Annotated in this window: 9 protein-coding genes; 1 reads left to right on the top strand and 8 read right to left on the bottom strand. The window is 64.0% G+C overall.

Annotation, left to right across the window (positions count from 1 at the left end; all coding sequences use genetic code 11):
* Positions 1–34: 34 nt before the first annotated feature.
* From putA to clpS, 8 genes are all read right to left on the bottom strand, one after another.
* Entirely contained in the window at positions 35–3,856 is a 3,822-nt protein-coding gene (putA, locus tag M2361_RS03565) for a trifunctional transcriptional regulator/proline dehydrogenase/L-glutamate gamma-semialdehyde dehydrogenase (protein WP_259246256.1), read from the bottom strand.
* A gap of 156 nt (positions 3,857–4,012) precedes the next feature.
* Positions 4,013–4,660, bottom strand: coding sequence for a membrane integrity-associated transporter subunit PqiC (locus M2361_RS03560; protein ID WP_259246255.1), 648 nt, complete (start codon positions 4,658–4,660; stop codon positions 4,013–4,015).
* A 6-nt stretch (positions 4,661–4,666) separates the two neighbouring features.
* Positions 4,667–6,331: an intermembrane transport protein PqiB gene (locus M2361_RS03555; protein WP_259246254.1), complete on the bottom strand. Its 1,665-nt coding sequence runs from the start codon at positions 6,329–6,331 to the stop codon at positions 4,667–4,669.
* 42 nt (positions 6,332–6,373) lie between these two features.
* On the bottom strand, positions 6,374–7,711 hold the full coding sequence (locus M2361_RS03550) for a PqiA/YebS family transporter subunit (protein ID WP_259246253.1): 1,338 nt from the start codon (positions 7,709–7,711) through the stop codon (positions 6,374–6,376).
* On the bottom strand, positions 7,711–10,023 hold the full coding sequence (gene clpA / locus M2361_RS03545) for an ATP-dependent Clp protease ATP-binding subunit ClpA (protein ID WP_259246252.1): 2,313 nt from the start codon (positions 10,021–10,023) through the stop codon (positions 7,711–7,713). The genes M2361_RS03550 and clpA overlap by 1 nt, the downstream gene beginning before the upstream one ends.
* Before the next feature lie 55 nt (positions 10,024–10,078).
* Complete coding sequence (gene pbpC, locus M2361_RS03540; protein ID WP_404976343.1) at positions 10,079–12,265, bottom strand: penicillin-binding protein 1C; 2,187 nt, start codon at positions 12,263–12,265, stop codon at positions 10,079–10,081.
* Between the two features lie 29 nt (positions 12,266–12,294).
* Complete coding sequence (locus tag M2361_RS03535) at positions 12,295–17,532, bottom strand: alpha-2-macroglobulin family protein (RefSeq protein WP_404976250.1); 5,238 nt, start codon at positions 17,530–17,532, stop codon at positions 12,295–12,297.
* A 146-nt stretch (positions 17,533–17,678) separates the two neighbouring features.
* Positions 17,679–17,993, bottom strand: a complete 315-nt coding sequence (clpS, locus tag M2361_RS03530) for an ATP-dependent Clp protease adapter ClpS (RefSeq protein WP_006220276.1) — start codon at positions 17,991–17,993, stop codon at positions 17,679–17,681.
* A gap of 227 nt (positions 17,994–18,220) precedes the next feature.
* Between clpS and M2361_RS03525 the strand changes: the two genes are divergently transcribed.
* Positions 18,221–18,466 carry a cold-shock protein gene (locus M2361_RS03525; RefSeq protein ID WP_006220277.1) on the top strand — a complete coding sequence of 82 codons (246 nt, stop codon included), beginning with the start codon at positions 18,221–18,223 and terminating at the stop codon, positions 18,464–18,466.
* Positions 18,467–18,544 lie beyond the last annotated feature (78 nt).

Here is an 18,544-nt window from a genome sequence, read left to right as displayed (position 1 = left end):
CCCTCAGTCATCGAGGGTTACCCCTCGGTCACCCTTAACCGATCGTCATGAGGCTGGCGTTGCCCCCTGCGGCGGCCGTATTCACGCTGATGGAACGTTCGGTCAACAGGCGTTCGGGCACATAGGTAGCGCCCGCGGCCAAGGCATCCGACGTCAGCCCATGCACCGCCAGGATGGCCCCAGGACGCTGCGCGATGCGCTGGTTAAGCGCTTGCAGCGCGTCGCCATCTCCTTCAAACAGCACGGCCTGGTAGTCGGCCTGGTCGACCTCGTCATCAGCAAGAATGCCCGCCTGGCCTTGCTGCTCGGCGTCCAGCGTGGACAGCAGCGCCTGCGCGGCCGGCGTATCCGCGAACCAGGCATGGTTGCCCGTCAGACGCGCCACCGACCACTGCGCCCGCGCACCGGCTTCGGTGGCGGCCACGCAATACACGGCCCCGCGCGGCTCGACCATATAGGTGTTGGTTTCGCCCGTGGGGCCGGGCAACGCAATGCGTTGCGGCAGCGGCGCGGCGGCATCCAGCGCGGGCGGCAGGCCCGCCGGGCGCGTACCCAGCAAGCGGTACATGTACAGCGGACCGCCCGCTTTGGGGCCCGTGCCCGACAGGCATTCGCCGCCAAATGGCTGCACGCCCACCACTGCACCCACGATGTTGCGATTGACGTACACGTTGCCGGCATGCACTTGCCCGGTCACGTGCGCAATGGTTTCGTCGATGCGGGTATGCACGCCGAAGGTCAGGCCGTAGCCCGTGCCGTTGATGGCATCCAGCAGCGCGTCCAGCTCGTCGCGCTTGTAACGAACCACGTGCAGCACCGGGCCGAACACTTCGCGCGTCAGTTCGCTGATGTGATCGATTTCGATGATGGTGGGCGCCACGAACGTGCCATGGCGGCATTCGCCATTCAGTTCGACCTGATCAACACGATGCCCCGCCGTGCGCAGCGTTTCGATGTGGCGCTGGATGCCGTTGCGGGCTTCGGTATCGATGACGGGGCCCACGTCCACCGAGAGGCGGTCCGGGTTGCCCACGGTCAGTTCGCGCATGGCGCCGCGCAGCATCGTCAGCACGTGGTCGGCGTTGTCTTCCTGCACGCACAGCACGCGCAGCGCCGAACAGCGCTGGCCGGCCGAGTCAAAGGCCGAGCTCAACACGTCGAACACCACTTGCTCAGACAGCGCGGACGAATCCACCACCATCGCGTTCTGGCCGCCCGTTTCGGCGATCAGCGGAATGGTGTGGCCGTCGTCATCCAGGCGGTCGGCCAGCGTGCGCGCGATGATGCGCGCCACGTCGGTGGACCCGGTGAACATCACGCCGCGCACCGCAGGGCTGGCCACAAGCTGGGCGCCTATGGTTTCGCCCCGGCCCGGCAGCAGTTGCACGGCGCCGGCAGGCACGCCGGCCGCGCGCAGGATGGCCACGGCTTGCGCGGCGATCAACGGCGTTTGTTCGGCAGGCTTGGCCACCACGGTGTTACCGGCAGCCAGCGCGGCCGCGACCTGGCCGGTGAAGATGGCCAGCGGGAAGTTCCAGGGGCTGATGCACAGCACGGTGCCCAAGGGGCGATGCGTGTCGTTGCTGAATTCCTGCTCGGCCTGGTCCGCGTAATAACGCAGGAAGTCCACGGCTTCGCGCACTTCGGCAATGGCATTGGGCAGCGACTTGCCGGCTTCGCGCACGATCAGGCCCAACAGGGTCTGCATCTGCTCTTCCAGCAACTGCGCCGCGCGGCGCAGGCACTGGGCCCGCTCGGCCACCGGCGTCGACTGCCAGATGGGCGCGGTATTGGCGGCGGCGCGCAAGGCGATATCGGCTTCTTCCGACTGCGCCTCGATCACGTGGCCGACCACATCGCGCAAGTTGGCGGGGTTGCGCACTTCAATGGCGCGCGCCGCGTCCCAGGCTTGCTCGCCCTCGCCCAACATCGGGCCGGCGCGCCACGGCGTGCCGGCGCTGGCCAACAGCGCGGCCGACAACGAACCCAGGCGATGTTCGTTAGTCAGGTCCAGCCCGGCCGAGTTAGCGCGAGCACCCTGTTGCACGTTGCCGTACAGCTCGCGCGGCAACGCAATCTTTTCGTGCGGCGCGCCCAGCGGCACGATGCGCGACGCGGCTTCCACGGGGTCGGCCACCAGCGATTCAACCGGAATGGTGTCGTCGCCGATCAGGTTCACAAACGAGGTGTTGGCGCCGTTTTCCAGCAGGCGGCGCACCAGGTACGCCAGCAGCGTTTCGTGCGTGCCGACCGGCGCGTAGATGCGGCACGGGCGGTTCAGCTTGCCTTGGGCCAGCGGGCCGACCACTTCGTCGTACAAGGGTTCGCCCATGCCGTGCAGGCACTGGAATTCGTATTGACCGGGGTAGTAGTTCTGGCCCGCCAATTGATAGATGGCGGCAAGCGTATAGGCGTTGTGCGTGGCGAACTGCGGGTACACGGCCTCGGGCGCGCCCAAGAGCTTGCGCGCGCAGGCCAGGTAGGCCACGTCGGTGTACAGCTTGCGGGTATAGACGGGATAGCCTTCCAGGCCGTCCACCTGGGCGCGCTTGATTTCGCTATCCCAGTACGCGCCCTTGACCAGGCGCACCATCACGCGGTGGCGGCTGCGGCGGGCCAGGTCGATGACGTAGTCAATGACGAACGGCGCGCGCTTCTGATAGGCCTGGATGACAAAGCCGATGCCGTTCCAGCCTTCGAGTTCCGGCGCGAAGCAAAGCGCTTCAAGCAAGTCCAGCGAGATTTCCAGGCGGTCGGCTTCTTCGGCGTCGATGTTCAGGCCGATGTCGTAGCTGCGCGCCAGCGCCGTCAGCGCCTTCACGCGCGGCAGCAGTTCGGCGATGACCCGTTCGCGCTGGCTGCGCGAATAGCGCGGATGCAGCGCCGACAGCTTGATCGAGATGCCCGGGCCTTCATAAATGCCACGGCCGGCAGCGGCCTTGCCGATGGCGTGAATGGCCTGTTCGTACGACGCGTAATAACGCTCGGCGTCTTCGGCCGTGGTGGCGGCCTCGCCTAGCATGTCGTAGGAATAGCGGAAGCCGCGCGCTTCCATCTTGCGGTTGTTGGCCAGCGCTTCGGAAATGGTCTGGCCGGACACGAATTGTTCGCCCATCATGCGCATGGCCATGTTCACGCCCTTGCGCACCAGGGGCTCGCCGCCCTTGCCGATCAGGCGCGTCAGCGCCTTGGACAAGGATTGCTCGCTGCTCACGGCAACCAGCTTGCCGGTAATCATCAGGCCCCAGGTGGCGGCGTTGACGAACAGCGATTGCGAACCGCCCATGTGCGACTTCCAGTCGCCACGCGCGACCTTGTCACGGATCAGCGCGTCGCGGGTGGCGCGGTCGGGAATACGCAGCAGCGCTTCGGCCAGGCACATCAGCGCCACGCCTTCCTGGCTGGACAACGAGAATTCCTGGATCAGCCCTTCGACGCCGCCACCGCTGCGCTTGCCGCGCAGCTTCTTGACGAGATCCGACGCCATGGCGTGGACCTTTTCCAGGTTGGGCACGCGGGCCTGACCCAGCAACAGCGGCACGCATTCCGGTTCGGGGCGGCGATACGCGGCGGTAATCGCGGCGCGCAGTACGGACTGCGGCTGCACGTCCTGGCCAAACTCGTAGAACGGGGGCGTGGGCGCGGCGGGCGCATCGCCCGACTCGTCGTCGGCGCTGGCGTCCAGACCCAGATGCGACATCTCGGCGGGCAAGTGGCCCCGCTCGATTTTGTCCAGATAAGAAAGAATGGCCTGCTTATGCAGCCAGTGGGGCGTGCAGTTGAGCTTGTTGGCGGCGGCCTTGAGGCGGTCGCGCAGTGCGTCATCAACTTTGACGCCGAGGGTCGTGCTGGCCATAAGAGATTGCTTCCTGTCGCATGGCAAAGGTGTTACTGGGTCCGAACGAAACCCAGTATGGGTAGGACCGTATGCTAGACAGGTTGCAACCTTGTTTGTATTAAGGTTAACCCTAGGTTAACCACTTGAGTTCATGCGGGTTTCTCCGTCGGGTTCTCAGTCCTTGAGGGCTGAGCAGCCCAACATCTGCACGGATGCCGACCCTGCGGGGGTCTGGCCGCGTATGGCGGAAGCCATCACGCCGGCCAAGCCCGCCACCGCTTTTTGCTGTGCGGCGATCAGTGCGGGGATACCGGTTTCGGACACGGTTTCCGTCACCACGCTACGGCACAGCAACCCGGTGCCCTTGGCATTGACGGGCCGCACGCGCCAGGTGGCATCCAACTGCGCCATGCTGCCCGACACCATCTCAAAGCGCTGCACATCGGTCTGCACCCGCCACACCGGCGCCCCCGGCCCTGGCTTGACCATCTGCACGTCCAGGGCGCCCAGTTCGCGCTTGAGCCCATCCGACAAGGCGCCGCGCAATTCGTCGCCCAACGGCGAACTCCAGCGCTCGGAATACAGCGCCGACACGCTGCCGTCGCCGGTGCGCACCATCAACTGCGGCTGGTCGGCTTGCGTGGACAGGCTGACGGGTTGCACCTCGATCAGGAAGTCGGCGGATCCGGCAGGCGCCGCCGATGACGGCGCCGTCGGCCCCTGCAAGGTGTAGTAGTGCACGGGCGGCGAAGAACCGCAGCCCGCCAGGGCGGCGCCAAGCGCCAGCACGCACAAGACAGGACGCATCGAAGATAGAGTCATGGTTTTTTAGTTCCTGACAGGGCCTGAGCCGGGAATCGGATCATCACCACGGCCACGCAACAAGGCTTCGGGGTTCGCTTGCAGGAAATCCGCCAGCGCGCGCAACGAGCGGGCCGCACGGCTCAGTTCCTGCATTGCCTTTTCGGTATTGACCGGCAGCGATGCATCCGAGGCCAGCATCGCATTGATATTCGCCATCGACTGCCGAGCCTGTTTCAGCATGCTTTGGGCTTCGGGCGCAACCTGCTTGTCCAGCCGGTTCATCAGCTTGGACGTGCTGGCCAGCGTGGTGCGCAAATCTTCGCCGATCTTGTCGAACGGAATCTTCTCGATCTTGGCGACGATATTGCTGACCTGCTGCTGCAACTGATCCAGGTTGCCGGGCACCGTCGGAATCACCGCCGGGTCGGACGCCTTGAACTCCACCGGTTTGGCGTTCGGGAAGTTGTCCAGCACCACATACAACTGGCCGGTCAGCAGGTTGGACGTGCGCAGTTGGGCGCGCAGACCGTATTTGATCATCACGCCCAGCAGCCGGGTACCCGCCTCGTCTCCGTCCTTGATCGCGCGCTCACGCACCTCTTCATACACGCGGCCCAGGCGTTCCGGATACAGCGTGGCGTCCACCAGCGAGAAGAAGCGCTTCGTGGCCGGGTCGAAATCCAGATTGATCTGCGTGACGTTGCCCAGCGTGATGCCGTTGAAATCAATGGGTGCGCCCACGGTCAGGCCACGGATCGACTGATCAAAGCGCATGCGGATGGGGAAGGCTTCGCCGTCCGGGTTGGCCTTGGCGGCGGCTTCGGTCGGATACAGGTCAAAGTTGGCATCGGCCGGCGCCGGGTTGCCGCCGTCGCGCGCGCTTTGCACGGATTCGAACGCCACGCCGCCCACCGCCATGGACACCAGCGACTGCGTGCGCACCTTGAGGCCGTCGGCATTGACGCTGAAGTCCACGCCGCTGGCATTCCAGAAGCGCGTGCCGTTGGTAACGAACTTGTCGTTGGGCGAATCCACGAACACTTCAACGTTCACGGCCGTGCCGGTCTTGTCCAGCTCGTAGCCGATGACGCGCCCCACGTTGATGCGGCGGAAGTAGACGGGCGAGCCGATGTCCAGCGAACCCAGGTCCGAGGCTTTCAGCATGAAGCGCTTGCCCGCGCGGTCATGCGTGACCGCGGGCGGAATCTCCAGGCCTTCGAAGTCCAGCTTGGTGGCCTTGGCGGACCCGTTCTTGCCTTCGGCCGCATCCACGCCGATGTAGGCGCCCGACAACAAGGTGCCCAGGCCCGATACGCCGCTGACGTCCAGCCGTGGCCGCACCACCCAGAAATTGGTGCCGTCGCGAGCCAGATCGGACACTTCCTTGGCAAGCTCGGCTCGCACCACAACCTTGCTGCGGTCGTCGTTGAAGCCGATGGACTTCACCGTGCCGATGTTCACGTCCTTGTAGCGCAATTGCGTCTTGCCCACCTCCAGCCCTTCGGCCGTATTGAATGAGATGGAGATATCCGGGCCGGCCTGCATCCAGGTCCGGATGACGAGCGACATGCCCATCAGCGCGGCCACGATGGGCACGAGCCAGATCCATGAAATCCGGCTCTTCTGCTTGCGCGAGATGGTCGGTGACTTGTACTTCTCTTCACCGGCATCGGGTGCTTGGTCGGACATCTACTTTCCTTTTTTCTTCTTGCGCGGGACCCGCTGTTGTTGCTAACCCACTTCCCTGCTGGTCTGGGTCGGCGCCTGTGGCGCCGCTGGGGCCGGACGAGCCCGGCCTTCGATCTCGGGTGCATCGATTTCGCTATCGCCTTCCAGATCCCAGCTACGGCGCAGATCGAAGCTCATGGCCGCCAGCATGGTCAAGATCACCACCACGCCAAAGGCCGCTGCCCCGGCGCCGGCGCTGATCTCCATCAGGCCCTGAAAATCGGCCAGGGCCGCCAGCAATATAACGACAAAAACATCCAGCATCGACCATTGGCCAATGAACTCGACCATCTGATACAGGCGGGTACGGGGCCGCAGGTTGGTCGTGCTGCGCCATTGCTCGGTCAACAGCAGCAAGATCAAGGCCAGCAGCTTGGTCAGGGGCACGGCCACGCTGGCGATGAACACAATCAGTGCGATGTCCCATGATCCCATCTGCCATAGCTCAACCACGCCGCCAAGAATGGTGTGAGCGCTGTCGCCCAATACCGAACTGACCTGCATAACGGGCAGCACGTTAGCCGGGATATAGAACACAACCGCCGCAAGCAGCAGCGCCCAGGTGCGCGCCAGGTGGTCCGGCTTGCGGTAATGCACCACGGCATGGCAACGCACGCAGTGGTGTTCTTCTTCGGGATCGGCATCGCGCGGCAAGGCCTGCACCTGGCCGCAGACATGGCAGCCTGCCAGGACGGTTTCCGGGCTGCTTTCGGGAATGTGGACGGGAGCCACGCCTGCTGTTTCGGCATAACGCCACAGCACGTGCGGCGACAGGCGTCCCAGCATGGTCAGGAAAATGGTCAACAGGCCAAAAGCGCCGAGCCCGATACCGGGTTGCACCGCCGCCATGCCCGCCAGCTTCACCACCGCAACCAGCACGCCCAACAGGAACACGGGCACCATGCACCACGGCCGCAGCACGCCCAGCAAACGCATTGCGCCACGAAAACCCACCGGTTCGCGGCCTTGAGACAAGGGGCCCAGCACCCACAGCAGCAGGGTCAATTGCAGCAGCGGCAAGGCAAAACCGGCCAGCCCCGTCATGACGGCGACGACCCAATGGCCTTGGCGCCACGTAATGGAAATGGCGTCCAGCAAGGACGCCTGTTGCACCATGCCCTGTACGGACATGGAAGCGACCGGGTAGGCGTTGGCCACCCCGAAGACGATCAGGGCAGTAAGGGCAAGCGCCAGCCAATTGGACAAAGTAAGCCCGCTGTAGCGCCAGAGTATGGCTCCGCAGCGGGCGCAATTGGCGGTCTCGCCAGGTTCAAGCTGATGTCGGCGATAAACGCTTGCGCAATGTTCGCACTCAATCAGCGGCTGGCTGTCCGCAGTCATCAATCGATCAGTTCGACTTCCTGCTTATCCGGCGCAGCAGACGAAGGCGGTTTCCCGTTGTCGTCGAAGTCCAGCGTCACCTTGCCCGACTCGTCTAGGTCCACCGTGACCGAACCGCCGTCGACCAACTTGCCAAACAGCAGCTCGTCGGCCAGCGCGCGGCGGATGGTGTCCTGAATAAGACGTTGCATGGGACGCGCGCCCATCAGCGGGTCGAACCCCTCCTTGGCAAGGTGTTCGCGCAGTTTCGTGGTGAACACGGCTTCCACGCGGCGCTCGTGCAACTGGTCTTCAAGCTGCATGAGGAACTTGTCCACCACGCGCAGGATGACCTCGCGGTCCAACGCGGCAAACGGAATGATGGCGTCAAGGCGGTTGCGGAATTCAGGCGTGAACATGCGGCGGATTTCCGCCATTTCGTCGCCCAGCATCCGCGAATTGGCAAAGCCGATCGACGGGCGGTTCAAGGTTTCGGCGCCCGCGTTCGTCGTCATGATAAGGATGACGTTACGGAAATCCGCCTTGCGGCCGTTGTTGTCGGTCAGCGTGCCGTGGTCCATGACCTGCAGCAGGATGTTGAACACATCCGGGTGAGCCTTTTCGATTTCGTCCAGCAGCAGCACGCAGTGCGGCTGTTTGGTGATGGCTTCGGTCAAGAGGCCGCCCTGGTCGAACCCGACGTACCCGGGCGGCGCGCCGATCAAGCGCGACACCGCGTGGCGTTCCATGTATTCCGACATATCGAAACGCAGCAGCTCGACACCCAGCGTGAACGCCAGTTGCCGCGCCACTTCCGTCTTGCCCACGCCCGTGGGGCCGGACAAGAGGAAAGCGCCGATGGGTTTTTCCGGCTTGCCCAAGCCCGAACGCGCCATCTTGATGGCGGCGGCCAAGGCATCGATCGCGCCGTCCTGGCCGAACACCACGGTTTTCAAATCGCGGTCCAGCGTGGCCAGCTTGCTGCGGTCGTCGTTGGAGACCGACTGCGGCGGAATACGGGCGATCTTGGACACGATGTTCTCGATGTCCACCTTGCCGATCACCTTCTTCTGACGCGAGCGCGGCAGCAGGCGCTGCGCGGCGCCGGCCTCGTCGATGACGTCGATGGCCTTATCGGGCAGATGACGGTCATTGATGAACCGTGCGGACAATTCAGCGGCCGCCGACAGCGCAGCCGCTGAATAGCGGACGCTGTGATGTTCTTCAAAGCGGCTCTTCAGCCCACGCAAAATCTGCACGGTCTGTTCGACGCTGGGTTCCGGCACGTCGATCTTCTGGAAGCGACGCGACAGCGCGTGATCTTTTTCAAAGACGCCGCGATATTCCGTATACGTGGTCGCGCCAATGCACTTGAGCTGCCCGGAAGACAAAGCCGGCTTCAACAGATTGGACGCATCCAGCGTGCCGCCCGAGGCCGAACCGGCGCCGATCAGCGTGTGGATTTCATCGATGAACAGGATGGCGTCGGGGTTGCCGCGAATTTGCTTCAGCACGCCCTTCAGACGCTGTTCGAAATCACCGCGGTACTTGGTGCCGGCCAGCAACGCGCCCATGTCCAGCGAAAAGACTTGAGCGGCTTGCAGGATTTCGGGCACTTCGCCGCGCGTGATGCGCCAGGCCAGGCCTTCCGCGATAGCGGTCTTGCCCACGCCAGCCTCGCCCACCAGCAGCGGGTTGTTCTTGCGGCGGCGGCACAACACCTGAATGACGCGCTCGACTTCGTGCTCGCGTCCGATCAGGGGATCGATGCGGCCCGCCAGCGCGGCGGCGTTCAGGTCGGTGGCGTATTGGTCAAGCGGCGACTGACGCGATTCGCCCTGCTCTTCACCATTGGTCTGCTGCTCTTTCTGCACGGCGGCGGACTCCACCTGGGGCTGTTTGGTAATGCCATGCGACAGGAAATTAACGACATCCAGGCGCGTGACGCCCTGCTGTTGCAGGTAGTACACGGCGTGCGAGTCCTTTTCCCCGAAAATGGCCACCAGCACGTTCGCGCCGGTCACCGGCTTCTTGCCGGTGCCGCCCGCGGATACGTGCATGATTGCGCGTTGGATCACGCGCTGAAAGCCCAGCGTCGGCTGCGTATCGACCTCTGCGCCGCTTGGAATCACCGGGGTGTTTTCCGAAACGAACTGGCGGAGGTTGCGGCGCAAGTCGTCCAGGTTCGCCGCGCAAGCGCGCAGAACCTCGACTGCCGAAGCGTTGTCAAGCAGCGACAACAGCAGATGCTCGACGGTAATAAATTCATGCCGGGCCGAACGGGCCTCGACGAAAGCCATATGCAGGCTGACTTCAAGCTCTTGAGAAATCACGCTTCCTCCGTATTGCATCGAAGCGGTCAAATACACGATTCATATTCTATGCCGATCATGGCGTAACGCCAGCGATTTCAAAAACCACTCTATCGTGGCGGCCTTGTGCGTCCATGACGGTAAGCGTATACCGGCCGTCTTGCGCCAGCACTAATTTAAACGGATGACTCGACGCGCCATGATTCACCACGAGCCCGTCAAGCATCCACCATACTTCGCCTTCGGCGCCTTGCACATCTACGTCCAGCGCCACTTGCCGGCTGCCCGGCACGGGCCGAAGCACCGAACCGGTGGCCACGCCACCCACGCGCAAAGGCCCCTGCGTGGCGTCGGCATAGCCGGCAAATGACGGCGGCGCCGTGTCGTTCAGCAGCCACGCCGCGCGCTGTTCAGGGCATTCCCCCGACGGCACGCTGCCCAGCCGATAACCCAGTGGCCAACACGTGACCGCCGCCTGCACCGTTTCGGGCCGGCTACGGACCTGCTGCGCGCCTTCCGGCAACGCGGCCACAATATCTTGCAGTAACGGCGCCGCCACATTCGCCCCGAAAAAACCGGGGTTCGGCGTGCCATCCGGACGACCGACCCAGACGCCTAACGTCCATCGGTCGGTCACCCCAATTGCCCAGGCGTCCCGGAATCCGAAACTGGTTCCGGTCTTCCAGGCCAGTCGCCGGGCCGGGCTGCCCGACTGGTAAAAAGGCCGGTCGGGATGCCCGCCGCCTTCGAGGATATCGCGAACGATCCAGGCGGCTCCAGGGCTCATCATACGGGACTCGATTCGAGGCTGCTCCGTCCGAAGGCGGGGCCGTCCCGAGACGCCGTCACGGGCCAAAGCCCGATAAGCGCCCACCAGTTCTTCCAATGTGGTGCCACCCCCGCCCAAAATCAAGCTTAAATTTGGGGCTGCCCCATCCGGCAAACGTAACCGGACGCCGCCGGTCAGCATAACCGACGCGAAACTGGCTGGGCCGACACGGTCCAGCAGATCCACCGCAGGCACATTCAACGACCGTTGCAATGCTTGCGCGACGCTGACAGGGCCCGAAAATGCCGCTTGGAAATTACCCGGTGCATAGCCGCCAAATGACAGCGGCGCATCGATCAGCAGGCTTTCGGAATGAATCAGCCCTTCGTCCAGCGCCTGCGCATACAGAAACGGTTTAAGAGTAGAACCCGGCGAGCGCACGCCGCGCACCATATCCACGTGGGCGTAACGGGTATCGTCGGAAAAATCAGCAGAACCCGCGTAGGCCTTGACCTCCAGCGTATCGTTATCCATCACCAGCACCGCCATGGACACCTTGGGCGGCAGGCTATCCACGCGGTCCAGCAACATTTGTTCCACCGATGCCTGCATGTCGGCATCCAGCGTCGATCCAACCAACGGCGGCCGTTGACCCGCACGGCGCGCGGTCGGCGTCGCGCCCGCTTCCTGCAACAGACGCTGCGCGGCCAGCGGCGCCAGCCAGCGCGCGCGCAGTGGCGGCGCGACCACGTTTTCAATCTTGGCGTCGGCGACGTCGGCCGGAGCCCAGCGGCCCAGTTCGGCCATGCGGTCCAGCACCTTGTCGCGCGCGGCCTGGGCCGCCTCGGGATGGCGATCGGGACGCAGGCGCGACGGCGCTTGCGGCAAGGCGGTCAGCATGGCGGCTTCGGCGGGGCCGAGATCGCGCGCGGACTTGCCCAGCCAGAGCCGTGATCCCATCTCCACGCCTTCCACAATGCCCCCCATGGGCGCGTGGGTCAGGTACATGGAAAGAATCTCGTCCTTGCTGTAGTGCATTTCCAGTTGCACCGCGCGCCAGGCTTGCCGCAATTTGGCGGACATGGAACGCGACGGCTTGCCTGCCAATTGCGGGTCAATCAAACGCGCGACCTGCATGGTCAACGTAGAGCCGCCCGACACGATGCGGCGGTTCGTGGCCCATTGCCAGCCGGCGCGCGCCATCGCCACGGGATTGACGCCGGGATGCCAGTAGAACCAGCGGTCCTCATACGTGAGCAAGGTGTCCAGATAGCGCGGCGAGACTTGGTCCGGCGTGACCGGATAGCGCCAGATGCCGTCACGGCTGGGGTAGTTGCGCAGCGGCGTGCCGTCGGCGGCAACGATCACGGCGGCCCCGCCCGAGTCGATGGCGGGCAATGGAAACAGGCGGTCAAGCACGAATAACAACGCGGCCAGCGCAAATAGCACGCTGGCCGCGATGATGCCGCGCCGCCGCCAGCGGCGAGCGCGCATGGCGCCCGCCGTGGAGGAGGCGGCGGCGGTCAAGGACGCTTGGCGCCGCGATCGCGAATTTCGACCGTGCTCCACTGCTCACCCACGCCACGGATTTCCGGGCGGTACATATCTTCCGCCACGGTCGAGGGCACCGCGTAGCGGCCCGGCGTCACGACGCGCACCAGATAGAACACGTCGACCTTGCCGCGGCCCAGGGACACGGCGGCCACGTAGCGGTCATCACGGAATTCACGATGCTTGATGTTGGAGTCGGCCATGGCTTCGGCCACGCGGCGTCCGCCGATCGTCCATTCCTGCATCTCGGGGCTTTGCGACAGGTTCAGGTTTTCTACTTCAAAACCCGCCGGCACGCGGTCCTCGATCAGCGCATCGGGAATGTTCTGGTTGGCGCTGGCTTGCACCCACACCACCAGCATGTCGCCGCTTTGCAGCGTGCCGCCATCCCACGGTTTGCCGTCCGGACGATACCAGCCACGCTTGAGCTGGATCACGTCGTTGCGCGGCTTGGGCGCAACCGTCGGGCTGCCCTGGATGTCGTACTCCAGGAACAGGGACTGCGCGCCGGTGTTGACGATCTGCGTGTTGGCAAGGTCAGCCGCCGACAAGCCCACCGTCTGGTCGCTCTTGCCGCCATCCAGCGGCTTGCGCGCGCCATTGACGGTCAGCATGGCTTCCCACGGCGTGCCCTTGTCGCCGCCGATGGCGCGTGCCGCCATCAACAGCGCCATGCGTTCCTGCGTGGACAGGTACGAACGGTTGCCCAGGCGCGAAGTCAGCTGCGTCAGCAGATTTTCAAGGCGCTCGTGCTTCAGCCCGTACTGGTTGGCCAGCGCGTACGACAAGGCGTAGTCGCGCACGCTGCTGCCGTAGTCGCCCAGCCATTCGTCGTAGTAGCCGTTGTAATTGCGACGCGGGAAACCGTATTCGCGCGTCATCGCGGCGTCCAGCGCGGACTTCATGCGCCCTTCGTCGCCCATCAGCTTGAACGCGGCCGCCAACTGGATCAGGGGCAGCGGCGAACGCGCGCGCTCTTGATAGTTGTCGAACAGTTGGCGCACCGTCGACAGCGGCGCCTTCTTGTCGCGGGCCAAGGCCAGCACGGCGGTCGACAAGCCGGCAAAGCGGCGATGGTCTTCGCGCAGGATGTTGGCATCGCTGCCGTCGATGCGGCCGGCTTCAACGTTGCGGCGCAGGTTCACCGACCACGTGCCGAAGGTGTTGGACGTCTGCTGCACTTGCTCCAGCAGCCATTGGCGCGAACGGTCGAGCGTGGCTTCGGGCACTTCAAAGCCTTGGTCGCGCGCGTCTTGCAGGAAGCCCACGGCATAGGCCGTCAGCCATACATCACGCGAGCTGGAACCGCTCCAGAGGTTGTAAGAACCCACCGCGTTGCGCATGCCGGACAGGCGGCCGATGGCGCCGGACACCTGGGCGGCGCGCTCCACCTGCGAGTGCGGCTTCAGGCCGAACTGCTTGGCGACGGCGTCGTCGATCAACACCCAGGGCAAAGCGCGGCTGATGGTCTGCTCGGCGCATCCGTAGGGATACGCCAGCAGGCCTTCAACCAGCTTGTTCACGTTGAACGGCGGACGGTTCGACACGGTCAGGCTGACCAGCGCCGAATCCGGGTAATACGAAGACACCCACGCGGCTTGCGCCACATTGGTTTCGCCCGGGTTCAGGCGCAGGCGACGCACCTGGCGTTCACCCGCGTAGGCCGGCTGCACCTGCAGCACCGATTCGCGCACGATGTGCACGGGTTTGGCGCCGCCCTGTCCGTCGATGGTCAGGCGCATCAGGCCCAAGCCATACGAACCGGTCGTGGTCGCGTTAAAGCGCAAGGTGGTGCGCTGCTTGTCTTTCAGCGTCACCGTGCGCACGCCGTCGGTAATGGCGAGCGGGTCCAGCGCTTCCAGCTTGATGCTGATCTTTTGCTCGGCGCCGCTCAGGTTGGTCAGGTCCAGCGCAATGGCGGCCTGGTCACCCGGCGTGATGAAGCGCGGCGTATTCAGTTCGGCGACGATCGGCGCGGCCACCACCATTTCGGTGTCGGTGCTGCCGTAGTTGTCCGCCGTGAACGCCACGGCCATCAGGCGCAGGGTGCCGTTGAAGTCGGGCAGATCCAGCGGAATATCCGCTTCGCCCTGCGCGTTCAAGGTGACCGGACCCGAGAACAGGTCGACCAACTTGACCTTCTTGGGCAGGCTCTTGCTGTCGCCGCGCATGGCGGCGTCACCGCCCCACTTCAGCTTGCCCTTGGTGCCGTCCATTTTCTCGATCAGCTTGCCGTACATGTCCAGCAGTTCGGGCGCGTAGCGGTGCTTGCCGAAGAAATAATCCAGCGGGTCGGGCGTGGCGTACTGGTTGATGTTCAGAATGCCCACGTCCACCGCGGACAGCGTCACCGTGGCTTGCTTGCCCTGCGCGCCGTCGACCTTGACGCGCACGGTGGTCTTGGTTTCGGGCTCGGTCTTGGCGGCCGCGCTCAGCTTCACATCCAACTTGCGGTCGGCGCTGGCAATCGGCAGGAACGCCAGGCCCAGTGCACGGGCCGGCGTCACACGGTCGCCTTCGCTACCCGGACGGAACACGGCGGCAGCCACATACAGGTCGTGGCGCTTCCAGTCCTTGCTGATCGGAATTTCAACTTCGGTGCCCGTCGCCTTCACGGCAACCCAGGTGGACCACAGCATGCGGTCGCCTTCCACCGTGACCAGCGCCTGGCCGTCGTGCGGCGGCGTCAGCGTGACCTTGACGGTGTCGCCCGGCTTGGCCGGCACGCCTTCCAGCTTCATTTGCACGCGGTCGGGGCGGTTGCCCATCGCGTCGGCGTCCTGCGCGTTCCAGCCCGCATAGAAGCGGTAGCGCATCGTTTCGCCGGTTTCCGGGTCGGCGATTTCAAGACGGTAACGGCCCCACTTGACCGGCACGGTCAGTTGCGCGCGGTCGTTCAAGGCGATTTCGCGCGAGTCCACCAGTTCTTCGGTTTCGGTATAGCCGCTGTTCCAGCCGCGCTGGTCGTCAAAGCGCCAATAGTATTGGCGTTCTTCACGGAACAAGCGCATCTGCGCCTGGGCCAGCGGAACGATCTCGCCTTGCGCGTTGGCACGGATGACTTCAAACGCGGCGGGTGCGCGTTCGCGCGCCACATCGCTGTCAAACTGCGGACGCACGGCGATCAGCTTGTCGGCGGGCCAGACGCTGCGCTCGATGGAACGCACCACCGGGCGACCGCCCGATTCCAGCAGGCTGGCCGACACGCGCACCTTCATGGGCGAGTGCGTACCCGCCACGCTGGGATTCACGCTGATCCGGGCTGCGCCCTTGTCGTCCAGCGCTTCCTCGGGCAGTTCGCCGAACGTGCGACGCGTGTCATCGGCAACATCACCGAAAATAAAGCCCGGCCATTTCTGCGCCAAGGCGAAACGGTCGCGCTTGACCTGGAAGCTGGACAGCAGGCGGTTGCCGGCGGCAGGCGCGCCGTAGAGGTAATCGCCCTGCACATTGACGATCAGTTCCTCGTCCGGCGACAGCACCTCTTGATCAGAGGTCAGCGCCATCTTCATGCGTTCAGGCAGGAATTCCTCGACCTGGAACTTCCACGACGCATCCGGCGTGCGCGAAGCGGGGTCCACTCGCAGTTCAAGCAGCCACGAACCCGTCTGGGCATCCAGCGGCAGGTCGATGGCGCGCTCAACATAACCGACCAGATCTTTCTTGGGCTGCCACAGGGTGGTCTGCACCACGCGGCCATCGGGGCGCTTGATCGTCGCCGTCAGCGGCGCGGGCGTCAGCATGCGGCCGTCCAGGTCGCGCGGCAGCACCGACACGTTGAAGGTCTCGCCCGGACGGTACAAATTGCGGCCGGCGTAGACGAACAGATTATTGGGGCGCGACACATGGCCGCCCGTATCGAACTCAGACAGGTCCAGCGCCGGTTCGCCCAAGGCCAGCACGGTCATTTCCTTGTCGCGCGAGGCGCGGATGACGCGCGCATTGGTGAAGCTGCCGTCAAAACGCACATGGCCCTGCGCGTCGGCAGCGGCCTTGGCCAGCGTCTTGCCCGCGCCGTCCACCAGTTCGAACACGGCGCCCGGAATGGCCTGGCCCGACTTCAGCGACACGGAATAGGCTTCCACGCGGTCGCTGTAACGGCGCGCATGCAGGCCGATGTCGCTGACAAAGAAATAGGTAACCTGGTATTCGTAGCGGAACCGGCCCGGTTGGCTCATGACCGCGATATAGATACCCGGCTCTTGCAGTTCCTTCACGCCTTCAACCGGCAGGAAGGTAACGTGGCGGCGGTTCGGCTTGTCGTCGGTGATGAACCGGCCTTGATAGACGCTGGTCGTCAGCGAATTCAGGCGATCCAGATCCCAGTTGCTGACCGAGCCTTTCAGGCTGCGGTTGTCGGAATAGCGCCAGTTGTCCTCTTCGTCGTAGCCGGCTTCATCTTCGTCGGATGCGCGCGCGGCGTTGCGGCCGATGCCCAGCACCGTTTCGAACAATTCCGGCACGCGATCCGGCGCCACGCGCAGAAACTGCACGTCGACCTCGGGCACGTTCACGGTCGCCACCGGCAAACCGCCGTTCTGGCCGGCCGGCAGCACCACGCCACGGCTGGCGAAGTAGAACGACGGCGGCATGGCCTGCGTATTCACTTCGCAGTTCGAGGTTTCAGCCAGCACGACCTTGTCACCGACGCCGGGCAAACCCGAACGTACCGTGATGGCGTATTTGCGCTGCGGCTGGATGTAGGGGAAATACACCATGCGCGGGTTCTCGCCCACGATCCAGCTGCCTTTCAGAATCTTGCCTTTGGGCGCGGAATCACCAGGCTTGACCGAGGCCGGCTGGTCACCCGCATTGGCGGCGGTTTCGTTGTCTTCGTCGGCCTTGCCGGACGAGGCGCCCAGGTCGGTGACCTGAAGGAAATCATCCAGCTTGGCCTTGGCATCCACCGGCTGGGTGAACGTGACCGAGAGCGACAGCGCGTCGTTGAACTGGCGCGGCTGGCAGGTCAGCGCCGCAAAGGGATCGGGTGCGCCCACCGTCGCGCTGGCGCCCAAAGCGGGCTTGCCGTCACCAGCCGCCGCGGCCGGGGCCGCAGGAGGGGCCTGCGTCGCGGAGGAAACCGCCGGCGCCTGGACCGGGGCCGCGCCCTGCTTGTCCTTACCGCCCATCCACCAGCCCACGCCGATGGCGCCCGCCAACACCACAACGCCGGCAACCGCCAGCCAGGTCTTACTAACCTTTCCACTCACGGCAAACCCCTCCGCCTACTCGAATACAACGCTCCTGTGCGGCGGAGCTGCCGACCTGCTGCTCCGCGCGCTTCCCCACACGCGGAACCTGCCGTGTCTTGCACAGCACAACGCCGCCTTCGAGGGCGGCGTCTTTATTCTGGGTATTAAACGGGTTCCATCACACATTGCAGCGGGTGCTGACGCGCCCGCGCATACTGTCCTACCTGGGCAATGCGGGTAGCCGCGAGGTCTCGGGGATACACCCCGCATACTCCGCGACCTTCGTGATGCACTTGCAACATGATCCGCGTTGCCTCTTCATGGTTTTTATTGAAGAATTTTTGCAGGACTTTCACGACGAATTCCATCGGCGTGTAGTCGTCATTCAGCAGCAGAACCTGATACATCGGAGGCGGCGCGGCGCGTGCCGGTGCCTTCTCGACGGCCAAATCATGCTGGGTATCCAAGGTAGAACTCATAGGGCGGCTATTCTATTTAAACTGGGGACGCCTAACGCGCAACTTACTTAAAATTACACGCAGAAATACGTAGTTTCCATACTTGACGACACGAAGAAAAGCGGCGCATTATCAGCGCATTCTGGGGTTTTCAACTCATCGAAAATCTGACAGGAATTCGGAGGGGGGGACAGAGGTCTAGACCGCGATGCCCTTCTGTCAACATACGATTCAATGAGGCAGTCCGCATGTCTGATACGACCGCAACCGCCGTCCAAGGGGACAATCCCAAATCGACGGGTACCGTCAAGTGGTTCAACGATGCAAAGGGGTTTGGCTTCATTACGCCCGACGACGGCGGTGAAGATCTGTTCGCCCACTTTTCGTCCATACAGATGAATGGTTTTAAAACCCTGAAGGAAGGCCAGAAAGTGGCTTTCGAAATCATTCAGGGGCCTAAAGGCAAACAGGCGCTTAATATCACGGCGGCCTGAGGATCCCTTAAAGTGCAGCGGTAAGGCTGCACCATTATCCAGGCGGGGCTTTCGGGCCCCGCCTTGTTATTTTCTTTT

Source organism: Achromobacter sp. JUb104 (assembly GCF_024806975.1).
Classification (GTDB): Bacteria; Pseudomonadota; Gammaproteobacteria; order Burkholderiales; family Burkholderiaceae_B; genus Achromobacter; species Achromobacter spanius.
This window is presented reverse-complemented; position numbering and strand designations above follow the sequence as displayed.